Source organism: Pseudomonas sp. G166 (assembly GCF_037027455.2).
GTDB lineage: Bacteria > Pseudomonadota > Gammaproteobacteria > Pseudomonadales > Pseudomonadaceae > Aquipseudomonas.
Genome location: NZ_CP146985.1, coordinates 767,997 through 794,313, shown reverse-complemented (window position 1 = coordinate 794,313; position 26,317 = coordinate 767,997). Strand labels below are relative to the sequence as shown.

At 60.3% G+C, this 26,317-nt stretch carries 23 protein-coding genes, 1 tRNA gene and 1 rRNA gene; 14 read left to right on the top strand and 11 right to left on the bottom strand.

What is annotated here, in order from left to right; translation table 11 throughout:
• Positions 1-5: 5 nt before the first annotated feature.
• From SGN16_RS03460 to SGN16_RS03445, 4 genes are all read right to left on the bottom strand, one after another.
• Positions 6-82: transfer RNA gene (locus tag SGN16_RS03460), tRNA-Ile, on the bottom strand.
• Positions 83-163: 81 nt separating this feature from the next.
• Positions 164-1,700: ribosomal RNA gene (locus SGN16_RS03455) — 16S ribosomal RNA — on the bottom strand.
• Between the two features lie 638 nt (positions 1,701-2,338).
• Positions 2,339-3,832, bottom strand: coding sequence for a CoA-acylating methylmalonate-semialdehyde dehydrogenase (locus tag SGN16_RS03450; protein ID WP_210642708.1), 1,494 nt, complete (start codon positions 3,830-3,832; stop codon positions 2,339-2,341).
• 71 nt (positions 3,833-3,903) lie between these two features.
• Positions 3,904-5,253, bottom strand: a complete 1,350-nt coding sequence (locus SGN16_RS03445) for an aspartate aminotransferase family protein (RefSeq protein ID WP_135843544.1) — start codon at positions 5,251-5,253, stop codon at positions 3,904-3,906.
• Positions 5,254-5,376: 123 nt separating this feature from the next.
• On the opposite strand from SGN16_RS03445, the gene SGN16_RS03440 reads away from it, so the two are divergent.
• The 6 genes from SGN16_RS03440 to SGN16_RS03415 all read left to right on the top strand — a co-directional run bounded on the left by SGN16_RS03440 (position 5,377) and on the right by SGN16_RS03415 (position 11,795).
• The gene (locus SGN16_RS03440; protein ID WP_335946040.1) at positions 5,377-6,297 is read left to right on the top strand and encodes a LysR family transcriptional regulator; all 921 of its coding nucleotides are present in this window, start codon (positions 5,377-5,379) and stop codon (positions 6,295-6,297) included.
• 126 nt (positions 6,298-6,423) lie between these two features.
• A complete protein-coding gene (locus SGN16_RS03435; protein ID WP_335946039.1) occupies positions 6,424-7,074 on the top strand; it encodes a TetR/AcrR family transcriptional regulator in 651 nt (216 codons plus the stop codon).
• 7 nt (positions 7,075-7,081) lie between these two features.
• On the top strand, positions 7,082-7,669 hold the full coding sequence (locus SGN16_RS03430) for a YigZ family protein (protein ID WP_335946038.1): 588 nt from the start codon (positions 7,082-7,084) through the stop codon (positions 7,667-7,669).
• Between the two features lie 528 nt (positions 7,670-8,197).
• Entirely contained in the window at positions 8,198-9,751 is a 1,554-nt protein-coding gene (locus SGN16_RS03425) for an ABC transporter ATP-binding protein (RefSeq protein ID WP_335946037.1), read from the top strand.
• Positions 9,752-9,762: 11 nt separating this feature from the next.
• Complete coding sequence (locus tag SGN16_RS03420) at positions 9,763-10,869, top strand: ABC transporter permease (RefSeq protein WP_210642703.1); 1,107 nt, start codon at positions 9,763-9,765, stop codon at positions 10,867-10,869.
• Complete coding sequence (locus SGN16_RS03415) at positions 10,869-11,795, top strand: ABC transporter permease (protein ID WP_210642702.1); 927 nt, start codon at positions 10,869-10,871, stop codon at positions 11,793-11,795. Before SGN16_RS03420 ends, SGN16_RS03415 begins: the two co-directional genes overlap by 1 nt.
• A 66-nt stretch (positions 11,796-11,861) precedes the next feature.
• On the opposite strand, the gene SGN16_RS03410 is transcribed toward SGN16_RS03415, so the two are convergent.
• Positions 11,862-12,302: a hypothetical protein gene (locus SGN16_RS03410; RefSeq protein WP_210642701.1), complete on the bottom strand. Its 441-nt coding sequence runs from the start codon at positions 12,300-12,302 to the stop codon at positions 11,862-11,864.
• A gap of 81 nt (positions 12,303-12,383) precedes the next feature.
• On the opposite strand from SGN16_RS03410, the gene SGN16_RS03405 reads away from it, so the two are divergent.
• From SGN16_RS03405 to SGN16_RS03395, 3 genes are all read left to right on the top strand, one after another.
• Positions 12,384-12,734 (top strand): MerR family transcriptional regulator, encoded by a 351-nt coding sequence (locus SGN16_RS03405; protein ID WP_210642700.1) that lies wholly within the window; start codon positions 12,384-12,386, stop codon positions 12,732-12,734.
• Between the two features lie 22 nt (positions 12,735-12,756).
• On the top strand, positions 12,757-13,443 hold the full coding sequence (locus SGN16_RS03400) for an SDR family oxidoreductase (protein WP_210642699.1): 687 nt from the start codon (positions 12,757-12,759) through the stop codon (positions 13,441-13,443).
• A 269-nt stretch (positions 13,444-13,712) separates the two neighbouring features.
• On the top strand, positions 13,713-15,071 hold the full coding sequence (locus SGN16_RS03395) for an 8-oxoguanine deaminase (protein WP_335946036.1): 1,359 nt from the start codon (positions 13,713-13,715) through the stop codon (positions 15,069-15,071).
• Positions 15,072-15,176: 105 nt separating this feature from the next.
• Here SGN16_RS03395 and SGN16_RS03390 read toward each other — a convergent pair whose 3' ends face one another.
• A complete protein-coding gene (locus SGN16_RS03390; protein WP_335946035.1) occupies positions 15,177-16,268 on the bottom strand; it encodes a calcium:proton antiporter in 1,092 nt (363 codons plus the stop codon).
• 291 nt (positions 16,269-16,559) lie between these two features.
• On the opposite strand from SGN16_RS03390, the gene SGN16_RS03385 reads away from it, so the two are divergent.
• The 3 genes from SGN16_RS03385 (at position 16,560) to SGN16_RS03375 (ending at position 19,790) form a co-directional block, all read left to right on the top strand.
• Positions 16,560-17,642, top strand: a complete 1,083-nt coding sequence (locus tag SGN16_RS03385) for a BMP family ABC transporter substrate-binding protein (protein WP_210642696.1) — start codon at positions 16,560-16,562, stop codon at positions 17,640-17,642.
• Between the two features lie 145 nt (positions 17,643-17,787).
• On the top strand, positions 17,788-18,753 hold the full coding sequence (locus tag SGN16_RS03380) for a 2-oxoglutarate and iron-dependent oxygenase domain-containing protein (protein ID WP_335946034.1): 966 nt from the start codon (positions 17,788-17,790) through the stop codon (positions 18,751-18,753).
• An 83-nt stretch (positions 18,754-18,836) separates the two neighbouring features.
• Complete coding sequence (locus SGN16_RS03375; protein WP_335946033.1) at positions 18,837-19,790, top strand: adenosine deaminase; 954 nt, start codon at positions 18,837-18,839, stop codon at positions 19,788-19,790.
• A 121-nt stretch (positions 19,791-19,911) separates the two neighbouring features.
• Here SGN16_RS03375 and SGN16_RS03370 read toward each other — a convergent pair whose 3' ends face one another.
• The 3 genes from SGN16_RS03370 to SGN16_RS03360 all read right to left on the bottom strand — a co-directional run bounded on the left by SGN16_RS03370 (position 19,912) and on the right by SGN16_RS03360 (position 23,238).
• Entirely contained in the window at positions 19,912-21,294 is a 1,383-nt protein-coding gene (locus tag SGN16_RS03370) for an MFS transporter (RefSeq protein WP_335946032.1), read from the bottom strand.
• 98 nt (positions 21,295-21,392) lie between these two features.
• Positions 21,393-22,127, bottom strand: a complete 735-nt coding sequence (locus SGN16_RS03365; protein WP_210642693.1) for a helix-turn-helix transcriptional regulator — start codon at positions 22,125-22,127, stop codon at positions 21,393-21,395.
• Between the two features lie 181 nt (positions 22,128-22,308).
• Complete coding sequence (locus SGN16_RS03360; RefSeq protein WP_335946031.1) at positions 22,309-23,238, bottom strand: LysR family transcriptional regulator; 930 nt, start codon at positions 23,236-23,238, stop codon at positions 22,309-22,311.
• A 112-nt stretch (positions 23,239-23,350) separates the two neighbouring features.
• On the opposite strand from SGN16_RS03360, the gene SGN16_RS03355 reads away from it, so the two are divergent.
• Both SGN16_RS03355 and SGN16_RS03350 read left to right on the top strand, forming a co-directional pair.
• Positions 23,351-24,364, top strand: coding sequence for a zinc-binding alcohol dehydrogenase family protein (locus SGN16_RS03355; RefSeq protein WP_335946030.1), 1,014 nt, complete (start codon positions 23,351-23,353; stop codon positions 24,362-24,364).
• A 255-nt stretch (positions 24,365-24,619) separates the two neighbouring features.
• Entirely contained in the window at positions 24,620-24,790 is a 171-nt protein-coding gene (locus SGN16_RS03350; protein ID WP_210642690.1) for a hypothetical protein, read from the top strand.
• A 1-nt stretch (position 24,791) separates the two neighbouring features.
• On the opposite strand, the gene SGN16_RS03345 is transcribed toward SGN16_RS03350, so the two are convergent.
• Both SGN16_RS03345 and SGN16_RS03340 read right to left on the bottom strand, forming a co-directional pair.
• Positions 24,792-25,994 carry a multidrug effflux MFS transporter gene (locus SGN16_RS03345; RefSeq protein WP_335946029.1) on the bottom strand — a complete coding sequence of 401 codons (1,203 nt, stop codon included), beginning with the start codon at positions 25,992-25,994 and terminating at the stop codon, positions 24,792-24,794.
• 95 nt (positions 25,995-26,089) lie between these two features.
• Positions 26,090-26,287, bottom strand: coding sequence for a cation transporter (locus tag SGN16_RS03340; protein WP_210642688.1), 198 nt, complete (start codon positions 26,285-26,287; stop codon positions 26,090-26,092).
• Positions 26,288-26,317 lie beyond the last annotated feature (30 nt).

Sequence of the window (26,317 nt, the reverse complement as noted above, 5' to 3'; positions counted from 1 at the left end):
AAAATTGGTGGGTCTGGGCAGATTCGAACTGCCGACCTCACCCTTATCAGGGGTGCGCTCTAACCAACTGAGCTACAGACCCAATTTCGGGCTGCTTCTTTCGTCTTCTTCAATGAATCAAGCAATTCGTGTGGGAGCTCATGAAGCAGCTGCGGTCGTCGATTAAGGAGGTGATCCAGCCGCAGGTTCCCCTACGGCTACCTTGTTACGACTTCACCCCAGTCATGAATCACACCGTGGTAACCGTCCCCCCGAAGGTTAGACTAGCTACTTCTGGTGCAACCCACTCCCATGGTGTGACGGGCGGTGTGTACAAGGCCCGGGAACGTATTCACCGCGACATTCTGATTCGCGATTACTAGCGATTCCGACTTCACGCAGTCGAGTTGCAGACTGCGATCCGGACTACGATCGGTTTTGTGGGATTAGCTCCACCTCGCGGCTTGGCAACCCTCTGTACCGACCATTGTAGCACGTGTGTAGCCCAGGCCGTAAGGGCCATGATGACTTGACGTCATCCCCACCTTCCTCCGGTTTGTCACCGGCAGTCTCCTTAGAGTGCCCACCATAACGTGCTGGTAACTAAGGACAAGGGTTGCGCTCGTTACGGGACTTAACCCAACATCTCACGACACGAGCTGACGACAGCCATGCAGCACCTGTCTCAATGTTCCCGAAGGCACCAATCCATCTCTGGAAAGTTCATTGGATGTCAAGGCCTGGTAAGGTTCTTCGCGTTGCTTCGAATTAAACCACATGCTCCACCGCTTGTGCGGGCCCCCGTCAATTCATTTGAGTTTTAACCTTGCGGCCGTACTCCCCAGGCGGTCAACTTAATGCGTTAGCTGCGCCACTAAGAGCTCAAGGCTCCCAACGGCTAGTTGACATCGTTTACGGCGTGGACTACCAGGGTATCTAATCCTGTTTGCTCCCCACGCTTTCGCACCTCAGTGTCAGTATCAGTCCAGGTGGTCGCCTTCGCCACTGGTGTTCCTTCCTATATCTACGCATTTCACCGCTACACAGGAAATTCCACCACCCTCTACCATACTCTAGCTCGACAGTTTTGAATGCAGTTCCCAGGTTGAGCCCGGGGATTTCACATCCAACTTAACGAACCACCTACGCGCGCTTTACGCCCAGTAATTCCGATTAACGCTTGCACCCTCTGTATTACCGCGGCTGCTGGCACAGAGTTAGCCGGTGCTTATTCTGTCGGTAACGTCAAGACAATCACGTATTAAGTAACTGCCCTTCCTCCCAACTTAAAGTGCTTTACAATCCGAAGACCTTCTTCACACACGCGGCATGGCTGGATCAGGCTTTCGCCCATTGTCCAATATTCCCCACTGCTGCCTCCCGTAGGAGTCTGGACCGTGTCTCAGTTCCAGTGTGACTGATCATCCTCTCAGACCAGTTACGGATCGTCGCCTTGGTGAGCCATTACCCCACCAACTAGCTAATCCGACCTAGGCTCATCTGATAGCGCAAGGCCCGAAGGTCCCCTGCTTTCTCCCGTAGGACGTATGCGGTATTAGCGTCCGTTTCCGAGCGTTATCCCCCACTACCAGGCAGATTCCTAGGCATTACTCACCCGTCCGCCGCTCTCAAGAGGTGCAAGCACCTCTCTACCGCTCGACTTGCATGTGTTAGGCCTGCCGCCAGCGTTCAATCTGAGCCATGATCAAACTCTTCAGTTCAAACATCTTTGGGTTTTGAGAAAACCCTAAACTTGGCTCAGCAATCGTTGGTTACATCTTTGATTTCTCGCGGAGTAACTTGTGATGCTGATAATCTGTTGACTAGCAGTCTGACTCCACAAGCACCCACACGAATTGCTTGATTCAGTTGTTAAAGAGCGGTTGGTTAAGAGCTTTCGCCTCAACCGAGGCGCGCATTCTACAGCGCCCGGTGTATCTGTCAAGCGGTTATTTTAAGAAGTTTTCAAAGTTTCGTTTGGGAAACATCAACAACTTCAACCACTTGCGCTTCCGATCTCTCGTTAGCGGGAGGCGAATTCTACAGCGTTACTCGCTGCTGTCAACACCTCTTTTTCTCCGCTTCCGACCGAGAAGATCGAACCGCTGACAAGGCCAAACAAACACTGCCTTATCAACTGCTTCCTGGCTTCGATGAACTGAAGCCCGGCACCTTCAAAACATGGTTAACTCATTGAAACTCAAGGAGTTTTCCGTTTCGACTGCGCCGGAAGTGGGGCGAATTATAGACGTCCAGAATTTGCCGTCAACACCTATTTTCACAATTCTGTCATATCAGTCGAAAAGCCCCGCAAAAGCAGAGACCGGCGCCCTGGGGCGCCGGCCTCTGCTATTGCCCGTTACAAGCTCGGGAACGCAAACTGCGAAGCCTCGTGGCTGGCACGCTGCGGCCAGCGCTGGGTAATGGCCTTGCGACGGGTATAGAAACGCACCCCATCCGGACCATAGGCGTGCAGGTCGCCGAACAGCGAACGCTTCCAGCCGCCAAAGCTGTGATAAGCAACAGGCACAGGCAGTGGAACATTGACGCCCACCATGCCGACTTCGATCTCATCGCAGAACAACCGCGCCGCCTCGCCATCACGGGTAAAGATGCAGGTACCGTTGCCATACTCGTGATCGTTGATCAGTTGCATCGCCTCTTCCAGGCTATTGACCCGGACGATGCACAGTACCGGCCCGAAGATCTCTTCCTTATAGATACGCATCTCAGGTGTCACGCGATCAAACAGGCAACCACCCAGGAAGAAGCCTTCCTCATGCCCGGCCACGCTCAAGCCACGACCATCGACGATCAACGAAGCCCCCGCCGCCACACCATCTTCTATATAGCCACTGACCTTGTCCCGATGCGGCCCTGTCACCAGCGGCCCCATGTCCAACCCGCAAGATGTGCCTGCGCCAATCTTCAGCGCCTTGATCTGCGGCACCAGCTTGGCCACCAGCGCATCCGCGACCTGGTCGCCGACACACACCGCCACCGAAATCGCCATGCAACGTTCGCCACACGAACCGTACGCCGCCCCCATCAGTGCGCTGACGGCGTTGTCCAGGTCGGCATCCGGCATCAGCACCGCATGGTTCTTTGCCCCACCCAGCGCTTGGACGCGTTTGCCGCGGCGAGTGCCCTCGGCATAGATGTATTCGGCAATCGGCGTCGAACCGACAAAACTCAGCGCCTTCACTTCCGGCGCTTCGATCAGTGCATCCACGGCGGTCTTGTCGCCATGCACCACGCTCAACACACCTTTAGGCAGACCAGCCTCCAATAGCAACTGGGCGATCAGCAACGTCGAGCTCGGATCACGCTCGGACGGTTTGAGGATGAAGCAGTTCCCGCAAACAATTGCCAGCGGATACATCCACAGCGGCACCATCGCCGGGAAGTTGAACGGCGTGATGCCCGCCACTACACCCAGAGGTTGGAAGTCTGACCATGCATCGATGTTCGGTCCGACGTTACGGCTGTATTCGCCCTTCAGAATTTCCGGTGCCGCGCAGGCGAACTCGACGTTCTCGATCCCACGCTTGAGTTCACCAGCAGCGTCTTCCAATGTCTTGCCATGTTCTTCGCTGATCAACTGGGCAATACGCGACTCGTTCTGCTCAAGCAACTGCTTGAAACGAAACATCACCTGCGCACGCTTGGCTGCCGGCGTGTTGCGCCAAGCCGGGAAAGCCGTCTTGGCGGCGTCGATAGCCTGTTGGATGGTCGCGCGATCGGCCAATGGCACCTTATGAATCGCCTGGCCAGTGGACGGGTTGAACACGTCAGCCGTACGAGCGCTGTCGCTCAACAGTTCGCCATTGATCAAATGCGGAATGAGGCTCATGGGGACTCCAGAATTTATCCACAGGCGCCCGTCATCGGACGCCCGTTATGAAAGCTATATAGAAGGATCCGTCAGTCGAGCTTGTTCAGCACCTCGCCCACTGCGTCAAACAGACGATCCAGGTCCTGCGGCTTGCTGTTGAACGTTGGCCCGAACTGCAGGGTGTCGCCGCCGAACCGCACATAGAACCCAGCTTTCCAGAGCGCCATGCCTGCCTCGAACGGGCGTACGATCGCGTCGCCATCGCGCGGCGCGATCTGGATCGCGCCGGCCAGGCCATAGTTGCGAATGTCGATGACGTTCTTCGAGCCCTTCAAACCGTGCAAGGCATTCTCGAAGTGCGGGGCGACCTCGGCCACGCTCTGCACCAGGTTTTCCTTTTGCAACAGGTCCAATGCCGCCAAGCCTGCCGCACAGGCCACCGGGTGCGCCGAGTAGGTGTAGCCATGGGGGAATTCCACCGCGTACTCGGGGGTCGGCTGATTCATGAAGGTCTGATAGATCTCCGAGCTGGCAATCACCGCGCCCATGGGGATCGCGCCATTGGTGACTTGCTTGGCAATGCACATCAGATCCGGGGTCACGCCAAAACTATCGGCGCCGAACATCGAACCGGTGCGACCGAAACCGGTGATCACTTCATCGAACACCAGCAGAATACTGTGCTGGTCGCAGATTTCCCGCAGGCGCTTGAGGTACCCCTCAGGCGGCACCAGCACGCCCGCCGACCCAGCCATTGGCTCGACGAATACTGCAGCGATGTTGGAGGCATCGTGCAGTTCGATCAGCTTCAACAGCTCATCGGCCAAGGCGATGCCACCCTCCTTCGGCATGCCCCGGGAATACGCATTGCTCGCCAGCAAGGTATGAGGCAAATGGTCGACATCCATCATCGCCTGGCCGAACAGCTTGCGATTACCGTTGACGCCACCAAGACTGGTCCCGGCAATGTTCACGCCGTGATAGCCACGGGCACGGCCGATCATCTTGGTCTTGGTCGCCTGGCCTTTGAGACGCCAGTAGGCGCGGACCATTTTCACCGCGGTATCGGCGCACTCGGAGCCCGAGTCGGTGAAGAACACATGATTGAGATTGCCCGGGGTCAGGCTGGTGATTTTTTCCGCCAGTTGGAACGACAACGGATGACCGTATTGGAAGCCCGGCGAGTAATCGAGGGTGCCCAACTGCTTGGCGACCGCCTCCTGGATTTCCTTGCGGGTGTGCCCGGCGCCGCATGTCCACAGGCCCGACAGCGAGTCATAGACCTTGCGCCCCTTGTCATCCTGCAGCCAACTGCCTTCGGCGGCGACGATCAAACGCGGATCGCGCTGGAAATTGCGGTTGGCGGTGTAAGGCATCCAGTGGGCATCGAGCTTGAGCTGGCTGGCCAGAGAACCGGCAGCGTGTTCGGGCATGTTCATCGACAAAACCTCGCAGGGCATAAGCGACAGGGGATCGAAAGGTGTTCTTGCGACTAAGTTGCCACGGCGATAAAGTCGGTGAAATCCAACTTTTCTAACCTTCAGTCAGTGGATCACTAAACTATGAGCGTTCGTCGTCCCGATCCGCTGGCCCAGGTCAGCGACTTCGATATCCGCTTGCTGCGCATTTTCCGCAGCGTGGTGGAATGCGGCGGATTCTCCGCGGCCGAAACGGTGCTCGGCATCGGTCGGTCGGCCATCAGCCAGCAAATGAGCGACCTTGAACAACGCCTTGGCCTGCGTCTGTGCCAGCGTGGACGCGCAGGGTTTTCGTTGACCGAGGAAGGCCGCGAGGTTTATCAATCGGCGTTGCAATTGTTGAGTGCGCTGGAAAGCTTTCGCACCGAGGTCAACGGCCTGCACCAGCATTTGCGCGGCGAGTTGATCATCGGCCTGACCGACAATCTGGTCACCCTGCCCCACATGCGCATCACCCACGCCTTGGCTCAGCTGAAGGAACGTGGGCCCGACGTGCAGATCCAGATTCGCATGATCGCCCCCAACGAAGTCGAGCAAGGCGTGCTCGATGGGCGCTTGCATGTCGGCGTGGTGCCGCAGGCCAGTGCGCTGTCCGGCCTGGAGTATCAACCGTTGTACAGCGAACGGTCGTTGCTCTATTGCGCGGTCGGGCATCCGTTGTTTTATGTGGATGACCAGCAACTCGACGACGCGCGTCTCAATAGCCAGGACGCTATCGCGCCGACCTTCCGCCTACCGGCCGAAATACAGGCCCATTACCAGGCGCTCAATTGCACCGCCAGTGCATCGGACCGCGAAGGCATGGCGTTCCTGATTCTTACCGGGCGCTACATCGGTTACTTGCCGGATCATTACGCCAACCTCTGGGTCCAGCAAGGCCGGTTGCGTGCGCTAAAACCCACCGTGCGTTTCTACGACCTGAGCCTGGCGTCGGTTACGCGCAAAGGGCGCCGTCCGCATCTGGTGCTGGAGAGTTTTCTCGAGAGCCTGGCGGCGACTCGCTAATACCCTTTGTGGGGTTGGTCTGACCATCAGCGAAAGGCTTTTAGTGTGATGGCACTTGTCGGATCGCCGCCGGTGCGCTATCAACGCAGTTGCTTGCCCCCAACAGCCCCAGCCCCGGAAACGTCCATGACCTTTGAAGTCCCTGCCCACGGTGGCAAGCCCACCAGTCGCATTCGTCAGAAGAACGAAGAGACCATCCTCAAGGCCGCCGAAGATGAATTCGCCCGTCACGGATTCAAAGGCACCAGCATGAACACCATCGCCCTGAAGGCCGGACTGCCCAAGGCGAACCTGCATTATTACTTCACCAATAAACTCGGGTTGTACGTCGCGGTGCTGAGCAACATCATCGAATTGTGGGACAGCACCTTCAATACCCTCACCGCCGAGGACGATCCAGCCGAAGCCCTGACCCGCTACATCCGCGCCAAGATGGAGTTCTCCCGGCGCCAGCCCCAGGCATCTCGCCTGTTTGCCATGGAGGTGATCAGCGGTGGCGAATGCCTGACCGAGTATTTCAACCAGGATTATCGTGCCTGGTTCAACGGTCGTGCCGCCGTGTTCCAAGCCTGGATCGACGCCGGCAAGATGGACCCGATCGATCCGGTGAACCTCATCTTCCTGTTGTGGGGCAGCACCCAGCATTACGCCGACTTCGCCACCCAGATCTGTCGCGTGACCGGTCGCAGCAAGTTGACCAAACAAGACATGCTCGATGCCGGCGACAACCTGATCCGCATCATTCTCAAGGGCTGCGGCCTGAAACCTGCACTCTAAGGTACCCATGCCCTTCACCCTTGCCGGCTTTTGCGAATACCGCGAAGAGATTCGCAAAAGCCGCTTCATCACTTACGCCGCCCCCATCACCGGCCCCGCCGATGCCCAGGCCTTTATCGAACAGCGCAGCGACTTGAACGCTTCACACAATTGCTGGGCCTGGAAACTTGGCGACCAATACCGCAGCAATGACGATGGCGAGCCAGGTGGTACCGCAGGGCGGCCGATCCTGGCGGCCATCGAAGCCCAGGATTGTGACCAGGTCGTGGTGTTGGTGATCCGCTGGTATGGCGGGATTCAGTTGGGCACGGGCGGACTGGCCCGTGCATACGGCGGCGGGGCGAACAAATGCCTGCAGAACGCCGAGAAAATCGCCCTGATCAGTCGCGTGACGCTGCATTGCAGCTGCGAGTTCGCGCAACTGCCCCTGGTGAAGCTGCGAGTGGCCGAATGCGGCGGGCTGCTGAATGAAGAACGCTTTACGGCCAATGGCGTGGAACTGCAGCTCGCCGTAGGTGAGGCACAAATCCAGACACTGCAAAAACACCTCGCCGACCTGAGCCGTGGACGGATTCTGTTAACACGCTGCGATTGAATGCCTGCGACTTTTCAGGGCACCTCACAGTCGTTCAACTTGCCCACATCCACTGTGCACCCAGCTGTGGATAACCTGAGCACACCCCTCTGTAACCCTTCTGTCATGCGGGTTTGAGGAGGTTGCTCATTTTTTATTCAAAGTCTCGTCCAGCTAACAATTCTTTCAGTAAAACAGATGCTTGCATCGGTTTATCACCTTTAGAAGAAAGCCCCCCAGTGCTTATGCCCAAGCGTCTGGCTTGCGCACAATAACTGTGGAGCAACCTGTGGATAACCCGTTCATGGCTCCCCCGACCCCAAGGAGGGCATGGCTTGCACGCGCTTGTTCATTTTTTAACCACCTGTTAGCGGGCAAAACCGGGCTCACTGCAATCCATATGCCCCAATACAGTGCCAAATGATGTCCATGAATCCCGAACGGTAACGCGCTGGAGGCCTGAGCCCCGGGGTCACGGCAATTTCCTGACCTGATGGCCAGGAAATTGCTTTATCCACAGGCATTCATGCCCATCGACCCGAGCCTGTCATGTCCGACCCTGACTCCATACCACGCCTGCAATTGCGCAAGATCAGCAAACGCTACCCAGGTTGCCTGGCCAACGATGCCATCGACCTGAGCATTCAGCCCGGCGAAATCCATGCCCTGCTTGGCGAAAATGGCGCGGGTAAAAGCACCCTGATGAAGATTATCTACGGCGTTACCCATGCCGATTCAGGTGAAGTGATCTGGCAGGGCCAGCGGGTCACCCTGAGCAACCCGGCCCAGGCCCGCAGCCTGGGGATCGGTATGGTGTTCCAGCATTTTTCACTGTTCGAAACCCTCACCGTGGCTCAAAACATCGCCCTGGCCATGGGTGCATCAGCCGGTACACCGGCGCAACTGGAACCCAGGATCCGCGAAGTCTCCCGGCGCTATGGCATGGCGCTGGAGCCGCAACGACTGGTCCACAGCCTGTCGATTGGCGAGCGACAAAGGGTGGAGATCATTCGCTGTTTGATGCAGGACATTCGCTTGCTGATTCTTGATGAACCGACCTCGGTGCTCACCCCCCAGGAAGCCGAAGAACTGTTCGTGACCCTGCGCCGACTGGCGAGCGAGGGCTGCAGTATTTTGTTTATCAGCCACAAGCTGGGTGAGGTGCGTGCGTTGTGCCACAGCGCCACGGTGCTGCGCAGCGGACGGGTGGCGGGGCATTGCGCACCGGCGCAATGCTCGGACCGGGAACTGGCGCAGTTGATGGTTGGCGAGGCGGCAGGGCTGATCGCGGACTACCCCAAGGTCAACGCAGACAAAGCCTTTCTACAGATCAACAAGCTGTCCTGGCACAATCCGGACCCGTTCGGCTGTTCCTTGCGCGACATCGACCTGGAGGTGCGCAGCGGCGAAATCGTTGGTATTGCCGGGGTGGCAGGTAACGGTCAGGACGAGTGGCTGGCGTTGCTCAGCGGAGAAACGCCGCTTCCCCGCCAGCAAGGCGAAACAATCCGATTCGACGGGCAACCCGTGGCGCATTTGCGCCCCGATGCCCGTCGCCGCCTCGGCCTGGCGTTTGTCCCGGCCGAACGCCTGGGCCACGGCGCAGTGCCGCAACTGAGCCTGGCGGATAACGCCTTGCTCAGTGCATTTCAGCAGGGGCTGGTCAGCCATGGCCTGATTAGACGAAACAAGGTCGAACGCCTGGCCGAGGAAATCATCCGCCGCTTTGGCGTGAAGACTCCCGACACCAAAACTCCAGCACGCAGCCTTTCGGGGGGCAACTTGCAGAAATTCATTCTCGGCCGAGAAATTCTTCAACAACCCAAACTGCTGGTGGCCGCTCACCCGACCTGGGGTGTGGACGTCGGCGCGGCGGCGACCATTCATCGCGCGCTGATTGCCCTGCGCGATGCCGGCGCGGCGATTCTGGTGATCTCCGAAGACCTCGACGAGCTATTCCAGATCAGCGACCGCCTTGGCGCCTTGTGCGGCGGGCGTCTGTCGACCTTGCGCCCTACGGTCGAGACTCGGCTCAGCGACGTCGGCGGTTGGATGGCCGGTCAGTTCGACGCCCCCCAATCCCCTGTCCCCGTGCCGGTTTAACGGAGTTTTACATGCTGCTTTCTCTCGAACCTCGCGGCCAGCAATCGCGCCTGATGCTCTGGTGTTCACCGTTGCTGGCCGCCGTGTTGACCCTGGGCAGTGGCTCGCTGCTGTTCATCGCCCTGGGGCATGACCCATTGCAAACCTTGTACACCTTGTTGGTCGCGCCGATCAGTGACCTGTACGGCGTGTCCGAGTGGCTGGTCAAGACCTTGCCGATCCTGCTGTGTGCTCTCGGCTTGGCGGTGGCGTATCAGGCGCGCATCTGGAACATCGGCGCCGAAGGCCAACTGCTGCTGGGCGCCCTGGCCGGCAGTGCCTTGGCAGTGAACATCATCGGCATGCAAAGTCGCTGGGCACTGGTATTGATCCTGCTGACCGGCACCCTGGCCGGCGCGGCTTGGGCCGGGCTGACGGCGTGGCTGCGCACGCGCTTCAATGCCAATGAAATCCTGACCAGCATCATGCTCAATTACATCGCGCTGAACCTGCTGCTGTTTTGCGTTCACGGGCCGTTGAAAGACCCGGCGGGGTTCAACTTTCCGGAGTCGGCGATGTTCGGCGACGCCAGTCGCCTGCCGTTGCTGCTGGAGGATGGCCGGGTCCATGCCGGGTTGTATTTCGCCCTGCTGGCGCTGGTGGCTGTGTGGGTCTTGCTGCAGAAAAGTTTTGTCGGCTTTCAGATCAAGGTGCTAGGCCTGGACGCACGCGCCGCCGGTTTTGCCGGTTTTCGCCAGAAGCCGCTGGTGTGGCTGGCGCTGTTGATCAGCGGTGCACTGGCCGGACTGGCCGGCGTCTGCGAAGTCACCGGGCCCATCGGTCAACTGGTGCCGCAAGTGTCGCCGGGCTACGGCTATGCGGCGATTACCGTGGCCTTTCTGGGGCGACTCAATCCCATCGGCATTCTGTTCTCCAGCCTGCTGATGGCGTTGCTGTACATCGGCGGCGAGAGCGCGCAAATGTCGCTCAACCTGCCCCAGGCGATCACCCAACTGTTCCAGGGGATGATGCTGTTTTTCCTGTTGGCCTGCGACGTACTGATCCTGTACCGACCACGCCTGAATCTGCGCTGGGCCCGGCGCACCCAGACCACCGCCGTACAGGCAGGAGCGCTGTGATGGATATCGACCTGTTGAGCAATATCTTCTACGCCATGGTCCGCTGCGGCACGCCGTTGTTGCTGGTGGCCCTGGGAGAATTGGTCTGCGAAAAAAGCGGCGTCCTCAACCTGGGCCAGGAAGGCATGATGCTGTTCGGCGCGGTGATCGGTTTTATCGTCGCGTTCAACAGCGGCAACCTGTGGCTCGGCGTACTGCTGGCGATGGCCGCCGGGATGCTGTTGTCGGCTCTGTTCGCCTTGGTGGCGCTGGTGTTCAACGCCAATCAAGTGGCCACCGGGTTGGCCCTGACGATTTTCGGTGTGGGCCTGTCGAGCTTTGTCGGCGCGGCCTGGGTCGGCAAGCCGCTGGCGGGCTTCGAGCCTTTGGCTATTCCCTACCTGAGTGACATCCCGTTGATCGGGCGGATGCTGTTTGCCCAGGATCTACTGGTTTACCTGTCCTTCGCGCTGTTTGCCCTGGTGGCCTGGGTTATCGTGAAAAGTCGCACGGGGTTAATCATCCAGGCCGTCGGCGAGAATCCCGATGCTGCCAGCGCCATGGGCCTGCCGGTGTTGCGGGTGCGAACCCTGGCGGTGCTGTTCGGCGGCGCCATGGCCGGGTTGGCCGGCGCCTACCTGTCGTTGGCCTATACGCCGATGTGGGCCGAGAACATGAGCGCCGGGCGCGGTTGGATCGCCCTGGCGCTGGTGGTGTTCGCCAGTTGGCGAGTGTGGCGCCTTCTGCTGGGCGCCTACCTGTTCGGTCTCGCCAGCATCCTGCACCTGGTAGCCCAGGGGTTGGGGCTGGCGATTCCATCGAGCTTGCTGGCGATGCTGCCGTATGTCGCGACCATCGTGGTGCTGGTGTTGCTGTCCCGGGATGCCGTGCGTACCCGGCTGTATGCGCCGGTGTCGCTAGGGCAGCCTTGGCAGGCAGGGCACTGAGGCAGACCGCGGCGCGCCTATCGCGAGCAAGCTCGCTCCCACATTTGATCGAGGTGAACCGTCAATTCAGGCTCGCCCCATCTCTCCTTGTGGGAGCGAGCCTGCTCGCGATGAGGCCCGAACAGGCAATACCTGAACCAAGCCCCACGCCAACTCGAGAAACAGGAAAACCCACAACACCGCATTGGCCCCATGAAGCAATGCATACAGCATCCAGGTCGAAAACAAAAACCGCCCCACCGCGTCATAACGCCCATACAGCGGCTGCGGATCCCGAATCCGCAGCACCGACCACACGCAGACAATCGAGCCCAGCAGATTCACCATCAGCAGATGCGCCGGCGCAAACGGCGGCAGTTCTCCAGGCAGGTCAAATAGCTGAGCCATGCTCGTCAATACACTATGCAACGCCGCAAAGCTCCACGGCGTGGCCAGCACGGCCGACACGATAAGGTCGTACCAGGCGCTGCCGCGCACCACCCGGCGATATTGCATCAAAGTCCACATACACTTTGCTCCAGATAATTGGGAAGCAAAGAGGCTAAAGCCTGGGGTATGCTCCAAGGTCAAGCCCTCTGGAGACCCTCCATGCGCATCGGTGAACTCGCTCAAGCCTGCGCCGTCAGTCGTGACACGCTGCGCTTCTACGAACAGCGCGGCCTGATCGCGGCGCAGCGCAGCGCCAATGGCTATCGCCACTACCCCGCCGATATGGTGCAACTGGTGCTCTACATCAAGACGGCCCAGCGCCTGGGCTTTACCCTGAGCGAAATCGGCAACAGCGTCGCCGCCCTGTGGCAGGCGCAGGACCCTGACTGCGCCGTAGCGCAATTGCTGCAAGACAAGTTGAACCTGATCGAAACCCGCATAACCGAACTCGACGCGTTGCGTCACGAGCTGAAACAACGGCTCGGGCAACGTTGTCCATTAAATCCGTGACCTTTCACTCAAGGATGCCTTCATGAATTCGGCAAAAAACGCATTGATCATCGGCGCCTCCCGGGGCTTGGGCCTCGGTCTGGTGAAGACCCTGCTCAGCGATGGCTGGAACGTGACCGCTACCGTGCGCAACCCGCAGAACGCAGAGGCGTTGAAGGCTCTGGGCCCGGTGCGGATCGAAAAGCTCGACATGGACGACCAGCAAGCCGTCATCGCCCTGAGCCAACAGCTCAAGGGTGAAACCTTCGACCTGCTGTTCGTCAATGCCGGCGTCAAAGGCCCGGACAACCAGAGCCCCGGCGGCGCGACGCTGGCCGAAGTTGGCCAGTTGTTCTTCACCAACGCCGTGGCGCCGATCAACCTGGCCCAGCGTTTCGTCGGCCAGATCCGCGACGGCAGCGGCGTGCTGGCATTCATGAGCTCGGTGCTGGGCAGCGTGACCATGCCCGACGCCCCGGAACTGGCGCTATACAAAGCCAGCAAAGCGGCGCTCAACTCCATGACCAACAGCTTTGTCAGCCAGCTGGGCGAGCAGGCATTGACCGTGCTATCGCTGCACCCAGGTTGGGTGAAAACCGACATGGGCGGTGAAGGGGCGGACATCGATGTCGAGACCAGTACCCGCGGGTTGATTGACCAGGTCAATGCCTTCGCCGGCAAGGGCGGGCATCATTTCGTCAACTACAGGGGCGAGACGATTCCCTGGTAAACACCCCGATACCCTGTGGGACACCGATGATCCTGTGGGAGCGAGCTTGCTCGCGATAGCGGCGGGTCAGTCGACATCAATGTTGAATGTAAGGCCGCAATCGCGAGCAAGCTCGCTCCCACATTTGGATCTCGGTTAGGCACTGGAAATGTGTCCGACATCCTGAGTAAACTCCGTACCTCGCCTGTCCCCACCGGCGACCCTGGATCAGCAGACAGGGCATCACTGAGCTGGCTAACCTGAACCCACTTTCAGAGGAGCCGGCCACCATGCCTGCGACCCGTACCTGGTTAAAAAATCCCCTCGCCATTTTCACTGCCAACAACCTCGATGCCCGTGGCGGCCTCGTCCTGCAGGACGGTGTGATCGTCGAGCTGCTGAGTGCCGGCCAGCAACCGGCCCAACCATGTGACAACATTTTCGATGCTCGCGAGCAGGTGATCCTGCCGGGGCTGATCAACACCCATCATCACTTCTATCAAACCCTGACGCGCGCCTGGGCACCGGTGGTGAACCAGCCGCTGTTTCCGTGGTTGAAAACCCTCTACCCGGTATGGGCGCGACTGACCCCGGAAAAACTTGCCCTGGCGAGCAAAGTGGCACTCGCTGAGCTGCTGCTTTCCGGTTGCACCACGGCGGCCGATCATCACTACCTGTTTCCCGAAGGCCTGGAAAATGCCATCGACGTGCAGGTGCAAAGTGCTCGTGAGCTGGGAGTGCGCGCGATGCTGACCCGCGGTTCCATGAGCCTGGGCGAGGACGACGGGGGCTTGCCGCCGCAGCAGACCGTGCAGCAGGGCCAGGTGATTCTCGACGACAGCCAGCGTTTGATCACCCAGTACCACGAACGCGGCGACGGCGCGCAGATCCAGATTGCCCTGGCACCCTGCTCGCCGTTTTCAGTCACGCCCGAGATCATGCGTGCCAGCGCCGAGCTGGCGGAAAAGCTCGACGTACGCCTGCACACACACCTGGCCGAGACCCTTGATGAAGAAGACTTCTGCCTGCAACGCTTCGGCCTGCGCACCGTGGACTACCTGGACAGCGTCGGCTGGCTCGGCCCGCGCACCTGGCTGGCCCACGGCATTCATTTCAACCCTGACGAAATCTCCCGTCTCGGCGCCGCCGGCACTGGCATCTGCCATTGCCCGAGTTCCAACATGCGCCTGGCCTCGGGCATTTGCCCGACCCTGGAACTGACCGCCGCCGGTGCTCCACTGGGCCTGGGTGTGGACGGCTCGGCCTCCAATGACGCCTCGAACATGATCCTTGAAACCCGCCAGGCGCTCTACATCCAGCGCCTGCGTTATGGCGCGCAAGCAATTACCCCGGAACGCGTGCTGGGCTGGGCGACCCGGGGGTCGGCGCAACTGCTCGGGCGCAGCGATATCGGCGAATTGGCGGTGGGCAAGCAAGCGGACCTGGCGCTGTTCAAGCTCGATGAGCTGCGGTTCTCCGGCAGCCATGATCCGATCTCGGCCCTGCTGCTGTGCGGCGCGGACCGGGCCGATCGGGTGATGGTCGGCGGGCAATGGCGGGTGATCGACGGGCAGGTCGAAGGCTTGGACTTGAAGGGGTTGATCGCTGATCACAGCCAGGCGGCACGGGAATTGATCGCCGGCATCTGACCGCCCCCAAATCCCCTGTGGGAGCGAGCTTGCTCGCGATGACGCCAAACCAGTAAGACCGCTATCGCGAGCACGCTCGCTCCCACAGTGGGGATTGTGTTGGGCCTAGAGTCCCAGCAACGACAACATGATAAACGTCGAAAACAGCACAAAGTGGGTCATGCCTTCGATGGCGTTGGTTTCGCCATCGTTGAGATTGATCGCGCTGACGATCAAGGTGATGAAGATCATCACCGTCTGCACCGGGGTCATGGCCATCTGGAACGGTTGGCCGGTATAGAGCGCCATGGCTTCCATCACCGGCACTGTGAGGATCACGGTCGATAGCGAAGCGCCCAGCGCGATATTCACCACCGATTGCATGCGGTTTGCCAGGGCAGCGCGCAGGGCGGTGAGGATTTCCGGTGCCGCAGAGATAGCCGCCACCAGGATCGCCGTGACCACCGGCGGCGCCCCCGAGCCTTCCAGGCCCAGGTCGATGGCCTTGGACATGACTTCGGCCAGCGCACCGATCACCACCACGCCAAACACCAGCGCACTGATGGAGAATGTCAGGCTGATGGGTTTCGGCTCGTTTTCCACCGGGTCTTTCTTGCGGCGTTTCTCAGGATAGCTGTAGCTGAAAAAATAACTGTGAGGCCCGACCTGCATGCGTAGGAACAGGGTGTACAACACGATCATCGCGCCGATGGTAAATGCCGAATACATTTTCCAGCTCTCGCGGGGAATGAACTCTGGCACCACCATCGACACGCCCATGGCGGTGAGGATCATCACGCTGTAGGTACGCGCCGAATCGTCGTTGTAAGCCTGTTCGCCATGCTTGATCCCGCCCATCAGCGCCGCGAGCCCGAGAATGCCGTTGATGTCGAGCATCACCGCCGAGTAGATCGTGTCCCGCACCAGGGTCGGCGACGCTTCGTTACTCATCATGATCGCCAGGATTACCACTTCGACCAGTACCGCCGACAAGGTCAGGATCATGGTGCCGTAAGGATCACCAACTTTTTCCGCGAGCAGTTCGGCGTGATGGGCCACGCGCATGGAGGCCGCGACGATGAAGCCGATCAGGACCAAACCACCAAGCAGCGCGACTATCTGCCCGCTGCCCAGTAGCCAGTGTTCCAGCGGGTAGGCGATCAATGCGGCGATCAACGCCAGCAACAGCAGTTTTTCTTGCTTGAGCAGAGTGAGCATCGCGGGCCTATCACCGTGGGCGGGGTCATGAGCTACTGACTATAGGGGGCGGCGAACGTTCGGGCGAAGTGACGCACCAGGGAGTGGCGAGTGGGTGGCAGGTGCACCTTTATCGATCTCAAGGACCTCATCGCGAGCAAGCTCGCTCCCACAGGTATTGCGTTGTCCTTGTGGGAGCGAGCTTGCTCGCGATGGCTGCCTCGAAAAGATCACAGATTTTGTTGTCCTATTGGTCAGCATTTTGCATTGAAGCCGTACAGCCAACCTCACAACAACACGGAGTTCGAGTTCATGCACAAACGCCCCTTGAAGAAGTTGCTTTGCGCCGTCATCGCAGCCGTCGGCCTGAGCGCCGGCTTGAGTGCCAGTGCCGCCGACCCGCTGAAGGTCGGCTTCGTCTACATCGGCCCGATCGGCGACCACGGCTGGACCTATCAGCATGAACAAGGGCGCAAGGAGCTGGCGGCGAAGTTCGGCGAGCAGATCACCACCAACTACGTGGAAAACGTGCCGGAAGGCGCCGACGCCGAACGGGTGATCCGCAACATGGCCAAGGACAACTATGACCTGATCTTCACCACATCCTTCGGCTACATGAACCCGACGCTCAAAGTCGCCAAGCAATTTCCAAAAGTGATCTTCGAACACGCCACTGGCTACAAACAGGACAAGAACCTGGGCACCTACCTGGCTCGCACTTACGAGGGCCGCTACGTCGGCGGCTTCCTCGCGGCCAAGATGACCAAGACCAAGAAGATCGGCTACGTCGCTTCCTTCCCGATCCCGGAAGTCATTCGCGACATCAACGCCATCCAACTGGCCTTGAACAAATACAACCCCGGCAGCGAGATCAAAGTGGTGTGGGTCAATTCCTGGTTCGACCCGGGCAAGGAAGCCGACGCCGCCAACGCGCTGATCGACCAGGGCGTGGATGTGGTGTTCCAGCACACTGACAGCCCGGCACCGATCCAGGCCGCCGAGCGGCGCGGCGTCTATGCGGTCGGCTACGCTTCGGACATGGCCCACTTTGGTCCCAAGGCGGTGCTGACGTCCATCGTCAACGACTGGGGCCCGCATTACATCCAGGCGACCCAGAGCGTGCTCGACCACAGCTGGAAGTCTCAGGATTACTGGGGCGGCCTGAAGGAAGGCACGGTAAAACTGCCGATCAGCGACCTGGTGCCCGCAGCGGTCAAGAGCGAGGCCGAGCAGATCATCGCCGACATCGAGAGCGGCACTTTCCACCCGTTCACCGGGCCGATCAAGGATCAGGCCGGCGTCGAGAAAATCCCGGCGGGCGTGAGCGCCACCAACGCGGAACTGGCTTCGATGAACTATTACGTCGAAGGCATGAAGGCTGAGATTCCGAAATAATCCCGGCCTCAACACATGATCCAATGTGGGAGCGAGCCTGCTCGCGATAGCGGACCGACATTCAACAGGCATGTTGACTGACAGATCGCTATCGCGAGCAGGCTCGCTCCCACAGGGATCTTCATTCTTAAGTCAGGAAAGCCGCATGAACAGCCTGCCCATCATCGACATCAGCCCTCTCTACGGCGATGAGCCCAGCGCCTGGCAAACCGTCGCCGAGCAGATCGACAACGCCTGCCGCCAGTGGGGCTTTTTCTATATCAAGGGTCACCCCATCAGCCCGGCGCGCATCGCCCAGGTACTCGACAATGCCCAACGTTTCTTCGCCCTGCCCGTCGACGAAAAGCTCAAGATCGACATCACCCAGACCCGCCACCATCGCGGCTACGGCGCCATCGCCACGGAACAACTGGACCCGGCCAAGCCCAGCGACCTGAAGGAAACCTTCGACATGGGCCTGCACCTGCCAGCCGATCATCCCGACGTGCTGGCGCAAAAGCCCCTGCGTGGTCCCAACCGACACCCGGACCTGAGCGGTTGGCAAACCTTGATGGAGCAGCATTACCGCGACATGCAGGCCCTTGCCCAAACCCTGCTACGGGCCATGACCCTGGCCCTTGGCATCGAGCGGGACTTTTTCGACACACGCTTCAACGAGCCGGTGAGCGTGCTGCGCCTGATCCATTACCCGCCACGCCAGACTGCCAGTAGCGCCGAGCAGCAAGGTGCCGGTGCCCATACCGACTACGGGTGCATCACCCTGCTCTACCAGGACGCCGCCGGTGGCCTGCAGGTGCGCAACGTCAACGGCCAATGGATCGACGCGCCCCCCATCGACGGCACGTTCGTGGTCAACCTTGGCGACATGATGGCGCGCTGGAGCAACGACCGTTACCTGTCCACTCCGCATCGAGTGATCAGCCCGCTGGGGGTGGACCGTTATTCGATGCCGTTCTTTGCCGAGCCGCACCCCGACACGCTGATCCAGTGCTTGCCCGGTTGCCAGGACGAGGCCCATCCGCCGAAGTACCCAACCACCACCTGCGCGCAATTCCTGCTGTCACGCTTCGCCGACACCTATGCTTACCGACGGGAGCAGCAGGCAGGTTAGTGGATCAGCCGGTCAGGTTTTACCAGACATTGCTGTCAGCCCCTGTAGAATGCCCACCATCGATTCGCTGATGAGAAAAGAACATGTACGACTGGCTGAACGCCCTGCCCAAGGCTGAACTGCACCTGCACCTGGAAGGCTCTCTGGAGCCTGAGCTGCTGTTCGCCCTGGCTGAACGCAACAAGATCGCCCTGCCATGGAGCGACGTCGACACCTTGCGCAAGGCCTATGCCTTCAACAATCTGCAGGAGTTTCTCGACCTGTACTACCAGGGCGCCGATGTGCTGCGCACCTCCCAGGACTTCTACGACCTGACCTGGGCCTACCTGTTGCGCTGCAAGGCGCAGAACGTGATCCACACCGAACCGTTCTTCGACCCGCAGACCCACACCGACCGTGGCGTGCCGTTCGAAGTGGTGCTCAACGGCATCGCCGCCGCCCTCAAGGACGGTGAGCAGCAACTGGGTATCACCAGCGGTTTGATCCTGAGCTTCCTGCGTCACCTGAGCGAAGAGCAAGCCGAGAAAACCCTCGACCAGGCGCTGCCATTTCGCGATGCCTTCGTGGCCGTGGGCCTGGACAGCTCGGAGATGGGCTATCCACCGAGCAAGTTCCAGCGCGTATTCGACCGGGCGCGCAACGAAGGCTTCCTGACCGTCGCCCACGCCGGAGAAGAAGGCCCACCCGAGTACATCTGGGAAGCCTTGGACCTGCTGAAGATCCAGCGCATCGACCATGGCGTGCGGGCCATCGAAGATGAGCGACTGATGCAGCGGATCATCGACGAGCAGATTCCGTTGACCGTGTGCCCGTTGTCCAACACCAAGCTGTGCGTGTTCGACGATATGTCGCAGCACAACATCCTCGACATGCTCGAGCGCGGTGTGAAGGTGACGGTGAACTCCGACGACCCGGCGTACTTCGGCGGCTACGTCACGGAAAACTTCCATGCCCTGTACACCCATCTGGGCATGACCCAGGACCAAGCCAAGCGCCTGGCGCAGAACAGCCTGGATGCGCGGCTGGTAAAACCTTAAGCCTCACCGAAATTCCTGTGGGAGCGAGCTTGCTCGCGATGGCGACGTATCAGTCGACATCGATGTTGGATGTCGGACCGCTATCGCGAGCAAGCTCGCTCCCACAGGGGATAGCGAGCGTTCAATCGGCGACTGTCGCTTCGCTCAACTCCTCCAACGTCCTCCCCCGCGTCTCCATACCGAACAACCACACCACCCCCGCCGCGACGGCGAAACACAGCGCGCCCAGGGCGAACACACCGCCCTGCCCGGTGATGGGAAAGACCAGCCCGGTCACCAGCGGGCCGAGTAGCGAACCGACGCGCCCGACCGCCGAAGCAAAGCCAGAGCCTGTGGCCCGGGCCGAGGTGGGATAGAGTTCTGGTGTGTAGGTGTAGAGCACCGCCCACATGCCGAACAGGAAGAACTGCATCAGCAGGCCGGTGCCGATCAGCAGGCCAACGTTGCCGCCAAACACCGCGCTCTGACCATAAAGAAACGCCATCGCCCCGCCGCCCAACAGCGTGATGACGCACACCGGCTTGCGTCCCCAACGCTCCACCAGCCAGGCCGCCATCAGGAAGCCGGGAATCCCACCCAAAGAAATCAGCACGGTGTAATACACCGACTGAGTCACGGCGAACCCCGACTGCTGCAACAACGCACTGAGCCAGGATGTCAGGCCGTAGAAGCCGAGCAAGGCAAAGAACCAGACGCTCCAGATCATCATCGTGCGCTGGCGATACAACGGTGACCAGATCTGCGCCAGGGCCGAAAAGAAATTGCCCGGCGTGCTCGCAATCCTCGGCAGGCGGATCGGTTCCGGCAGGTCCCCCCGCCCCAGTGAGGCACGGACCTTGTCTTCGATTCGCGTGAGCACGGCATCGGCTTCATCACCCCGTCCGGCTTGCTCCAGCCAGCGCGGTGACTCGGGGATGAAGAAACGAATGACCAGGACAAACACCGCCGGTACCGCCAGCACCAGAAAGATGTCGCGCCAGCCGATCACCGGCAACAGGAAATATGACAGCACACCCGCCGCCACGAAGCCCAGCGGCCAGAAGCCGTCCATCAATGCGATGTAGCGCCCCCGACGCTTGGCCGGGATCAGTTCCGAGAGCATCGACTGGGCAATCGGAAATTCCATGCCCATGCCGACGCCCAACAAGATACGAAACAGCGTCAGTGTCTCGATGTCCTGGGCTGTGGAGCACAGGTAACTGGCGACACCCCACAATACGATGCTCCACTGGAACACCGGTTTACGCCCGAAGCGATCGGCCAGCATGCCCGACAGCGACGCCCCCAGCACCATGCCGAAAAAGCTCGAACTGGCCAGCAAACCGGCCTGGGCGCTGCTCAGGCCGAACTCGGTTTTGATCGACCCCAGCAGGAACGTCATCATCGCCAGGTCCATGGAGTCGAAGAAAAACGCCAGGGCAATAATGATGAAAATAACCCGGTGATAGCCGCTGATGGGCAGCCGCTCCAGGCGTTCCGCCGCGCTGTAACCTTGAGTGTCCATGTGCATCCCCCAATCCGATAGTTCCCCGGACCGAGTGTGCGCGAACCTTGCCGATGGTTATTGCTGGATACGACCTGCCGACAGCCCTGAGCGACGTGTTACAGCGCCATCTCCAGAGTCTCCTGCCGGGCGAACCGGTGAATTTCCTGCTGGCCGACCACCGTCACCTGCAACGCCCGCGAATCATTGGGCAGGCTCAGCCAGCCGGACTGCATGAACAGCTGCAACAGCGCCGCCCCCAGCGCTCCTCCCAGGTGCGGGCGACGCTCGCTCCAGTCCGGGCAGGGGCAAGCGATGCGGGCGTTGCGGTGGGCCAGCGCCTGGATGAACAGGCCGTGGCCGGCCAACTGATTGGCGCCTTTATGGGTGACGATCACCCGCTGGTCAAACTGTTCGATCCACCCGGCATCCAGCAGTCGCTGATACAGGTCAGCCGCCAGAGTACCGCCCAGATGATCATCGCAGAGCCTGGCCCGCATCAATGAGGCAGGTGCCGACGGTGCCTTGCTGGGCATGATGCCGCGCTTGAAGACGTCCGGAATCTGTCGCGGCGTGCTGACCAGAGTCGCGCTGGCCAACGCCTCGACAGCAGCACCGATCTCGGGCGCTGCCAGACGGAAAAAACGCTTGCGGCCCCGGGCTTCGACTTTCAACAGGCCTCCAGCGGACAGACGTCCCAGATGAGCATTGGCCGAGGACGGCGACAGCCCGGCCAGTAAAGCCAACTCTTCAGCCTGTCGGGCCGTGCCGTCCATCAAGGCCCACATCATTGCGCTGCGCTTGGGGTCGGCCAGCAGCGTGGCGATCTGGCTGATGCAAGGTGCATGTTCCATGTATTCACTCCCTGTTGAATCATTCGTCTACGGCTCTGGCGCTGCAAATCGCGCGACGCCGCACTCAATGCCGCGCCGACTCAGGCGGCCGCTAGTATAAGCGTGACGATCAAGCTTTCCTGTCCTCCGGAAACCTTTGGAGGCGATTGTTCGTGAGGGAAAAGTCTCTATTTGCACGCGACTAATAGTCATCCCCCGTCGAGAGTGGAAATTGTGCCGTCAACCGACCGCAACGGACCTTGAGCATTTCCCGCAGCAGCTTGATGGGTTTGCTCAATTGCGCCCGATGGGCACACAGCAGATTGAGCGGCGCGCGCTCGCATCGCAGCTGCGGTAAAAGGATCTTCAGACGCCCGGCCAGCACATCGGTGGAGACATCCAGCCATGACTTGTAGGCGATCCCCGCCCCCGCCACCGCCCAGCGTCGCACCACATCGGCATCGTCGCTGAAACGATCCCCGCTGACGGTGAGGCTCATTTCCCGTTTGCCGTCATGAAAGCACCAACGGTCATGCACCCGGGTTCCGAGCATGTACAGCAGGCAGTTGTGCTGGGCCAGTTGCTCCAACTGTTGGGGCTCACCATGGCGTGCCAGGTAATCCGGTGACGCACACAGCACCCGGTAATTGTCTGGTGCGACAGGCAAGGCCACCAGGCTCGAATCTTCCGGCTCGCCATAACGCAGTGCGATGTCCACCGGTTGCTTGAACAGGTCGGCAATGCGATCGCCCAGCAGCAGCCGCACAGTCAGCCCGGGGTGCTCGCGCTGGAATGCGTCGAGCCAGGGCAGCAGCAGGTTGCGCCCCAGGTCCGAGGGCGCGGACAACTGCAACACCCCGCTGACCTGATCCTGGCCGCTGGTCAACAATCGTCGCCCCTCTTCGAGACTGCCCAGCGCGGCGCGGGCATATTCAAGGAAACCTTCCCCCTCGGCAGTCAGACGCAGGCTACGGGTTGAGCGGGCCAACAGCCGCGCGCCCAGGTGCAGCTCAATCCGCTTCAATGCGGCACTGGCCACCGCCGCCGACAGGTCCATGACCCTGGCCGCAGCCGAGAGACTGCCCAGATCTGCCGCCCGGACGAATAGCTGCAAGTCATCGAATCGAAGCATGACGACTCCATTATCAAAAAAATATTGAAAGACCCTGTTCTTTTAGCCGGTTTTATCTCGCTGATAAATAGCTAACCATGGCTTCATTGAACTCATCTCACGGAGCCGCTTCATGAAAGCCATCGCCTACTACCATTCGCTGCCCATCACCGACGTGCAATCGCTGCAAGACATCGAACTGCCGGAACCCGTCGCAGGCCCCAGGGACTTGTTGGTGGAGGTCAAGGCTATCTCGGTCAACCCGGTGGACACCAAGGTCCGCCAGAACGTCCAGCCCGAAGGCGGCGTTGCCAAAGTGTTGGGTTGGGACGTGGCTGGCGTGGTGAAGGCGGTGGGCAGTGAAGTCTCGCTGTTCAAGGCTGGCGACAAGGTGTTCTACGCCGGCTCCATCGCCCGGGCCGGTGGCAACAGCGAATTGCATGTGGTGGATGAGCGCATCGTCGGCCACATGCCCAAGACCCTCGGTTTCGCCGAAGCGGCGGCGCTGCCACTGACGGCCATTACGGCCTGGGAGTTGTTGTTCGAGCGGCTGCAGATCCAGGAAGGCCAGAGCGACCAGGGCCAGAGCCTGTTGATCGTCGGCGCTGCAGGAGGCGTGGGTTCGATCCTGACGCAACTGGCCAGCCAGCTCACCGGACTGAAAGTCATAGGCACCGCTTCCCGGGCACAGACCCACGATTGGGTGCGTGACTTGGGCGCCGACCTGGTGATCGACCACAGCCAGCCGTTGAGCGAAGTACTGAAGCAAGCCGGCCAGCCTCAGGTGACTCACGTCGCCAGCCTGACCCAGACCGACCAGCACCTGGATCAATTGGTCGAAGCCTTGGCGCCCCAGGGCAAACTGGCATTGATCGATGATCCCAAGGCATTGGACGTGACCAAGCTCAAGCGCAAGAGCCTGTCGTTGCATTGGGAGTTCATGTACACCCGCTCGCTGTTCGAAACGGCCGACATGATCGAACAACATAAACTGCTCAACCGCGTGGCCGCACTGATCGACGCCGGCACGCTGAGAACCACCGTCGGCGAGCATTTCGGCACCATCAACGCCGAGAACCTGCGCCGGGCCCATGCGCTGCTGGAGAGCGGGAAGTCCAAGGGCAAGATTGTGCTTGAGGGCTTCTGACTATTTTGTGGCAGCCAGAACTCTTGGCTTGTTAACTCAATGTGGCGAGGGAGCTTGCTCCCGCTGGGCTGCGCAGCGGCTCCAATATGGTTGCTGCGTCCCCAAGCGCGAGCAAGCTCCCTCGCCACGGTGCTTGCGTCACTGGTAGGCGATTCAACCGTCAGTCCGACAATTGACCCTTGTCACAATTACGATCGCATTCCGGTCTACACTCGAGGCCTTTGCAACGCAATCTTTTACGTGAGGAGGTCAGCAATGAAGATCCTGATAAAAGAAGTGGCAAAATCCCAATGGCAGGTGCGCCTCGACCAGCACGTCGTGACCTTCCGCACCGAGGCCGAAGCCCAGGCCTTCACCAATACCCTGCAAGCGCGACTTCACGCGCCCCATCATTTCCCCGAACAGCAGCAGCGCGCGGCCAGCTGAATCAGCCCTGGCGACTGGCCTGGGCCAGCGTCCGGGCATTTTGCAGGCGGCGGGTCAGCATCGCAGCACTCACCACCAACAGTCCGCAAAGGCTGATGACCAGCGCCATCGGTACGGCGCTGCCGTCGTGCAGCGCCGCCACCAATGCGGCAGCCCCGGCGGCCACGGAAAACTGCAGGCAACCCAGCATCGCCGAAGCGCTGCCGGCGCGGGCGCCCTGCCCGTTCATCGCGCAGGCTGACGCGTTGGGAAGGATGCAACCCAGGCTGGAGATACAGATAAACAGCGGAATCAGCAATGGCCACAAATGCACCGGCTGCAAGGCGCTGACAGCCAGCAGCGTCAGTCCGGCGGCCAGGTAGATCCATACCGCGCGGCCCAGCAGGAACGCCGGACCTCGTCGGGACAACAACCGGGCATTGACCTGTGCCACCAGGATGAAGCCCGCCGCGTTGGTGCCGAACAGCCAACCGAAATGCTCGGCCGGTACACCATAGAGCTTGATGAAGACAAAAGGCGAACCGGCGATGTAGGCAAACATCCCAGCGATAGCGATGCCCCCCGTTAGCGCATGGCCGAAGTAGACGGCGTCGGTCAATAACCGGCCATATTGGCGCAACGCCCCCGACAACGGTTGCCTAGGCACATAGTCCGGCAAGCTTTCCGGCAGCCACAAGGCCACCGCCGTCGACGCCAATGCGCTGAACACGGTCAGGGCAATGAAGATTGACTGCCAGCCATGCAGGTTCACCAGCAACCCACCCAGCATCGGCGCGAGAATCGGCGCCAGCCCCATCACCAGCATCAACTGCGAAAACACCTTGGCCGAACCCACCGCGTCGCATTTATCGCTGACCACCGCCCGGGAAATCACCATCCCGGCGCACCCACCCAGGGCCTGGACGAAGCGGGCACCGATCAGCCATTCGAGACTCGGCGCGTAGGCGCAGGCCAGGGACGCCAAGGTGAACAAGCCGACACCGGTCAGTAGCGGAATGCGCCGCCCGAACCGATCCGCCACCGGCCCGTAGGCCAGTTGCCCAATGGATAAGCCGAGAAAATAAGCCGCCAGGGTTAATTGGATGTGCTTTTCGTCGGTACCGAAGGCCGTGGCCATCGCCGGAAAAGCGGGCAAATAGAAATCGATCGCCAAGGGACCGAAAGCGCTCAGGGCGCCAAGAATCAGAATGGTACGGAGGTTCATCGGGCGTCCAGTTCAGGCGTCAGTCGGCAGCCCGACAGTCTAGCTGTGCCGGGCGCTTTTGAACATTCCGATAGGTCGCTAACGATTAAAATTCTTCAGGCGGGGCTTACCTCATACCCCTCCTCCTGAATGGCCTTGAGCACGGCATCGACCGGCAATGCGCTCTGGACCTGAACGGTCTTGGCGCTCAGGTCGACTTGCACGTCGGCCGCCGGATCCTTGGCCTGGACAGCCTGGGTGATCGCCTTGACGCAGTGACCACAGGACATTCCCTGAACATTGAAAGTTTGCATGAGATGACTCCTTTGGATGACGTTGCCAAT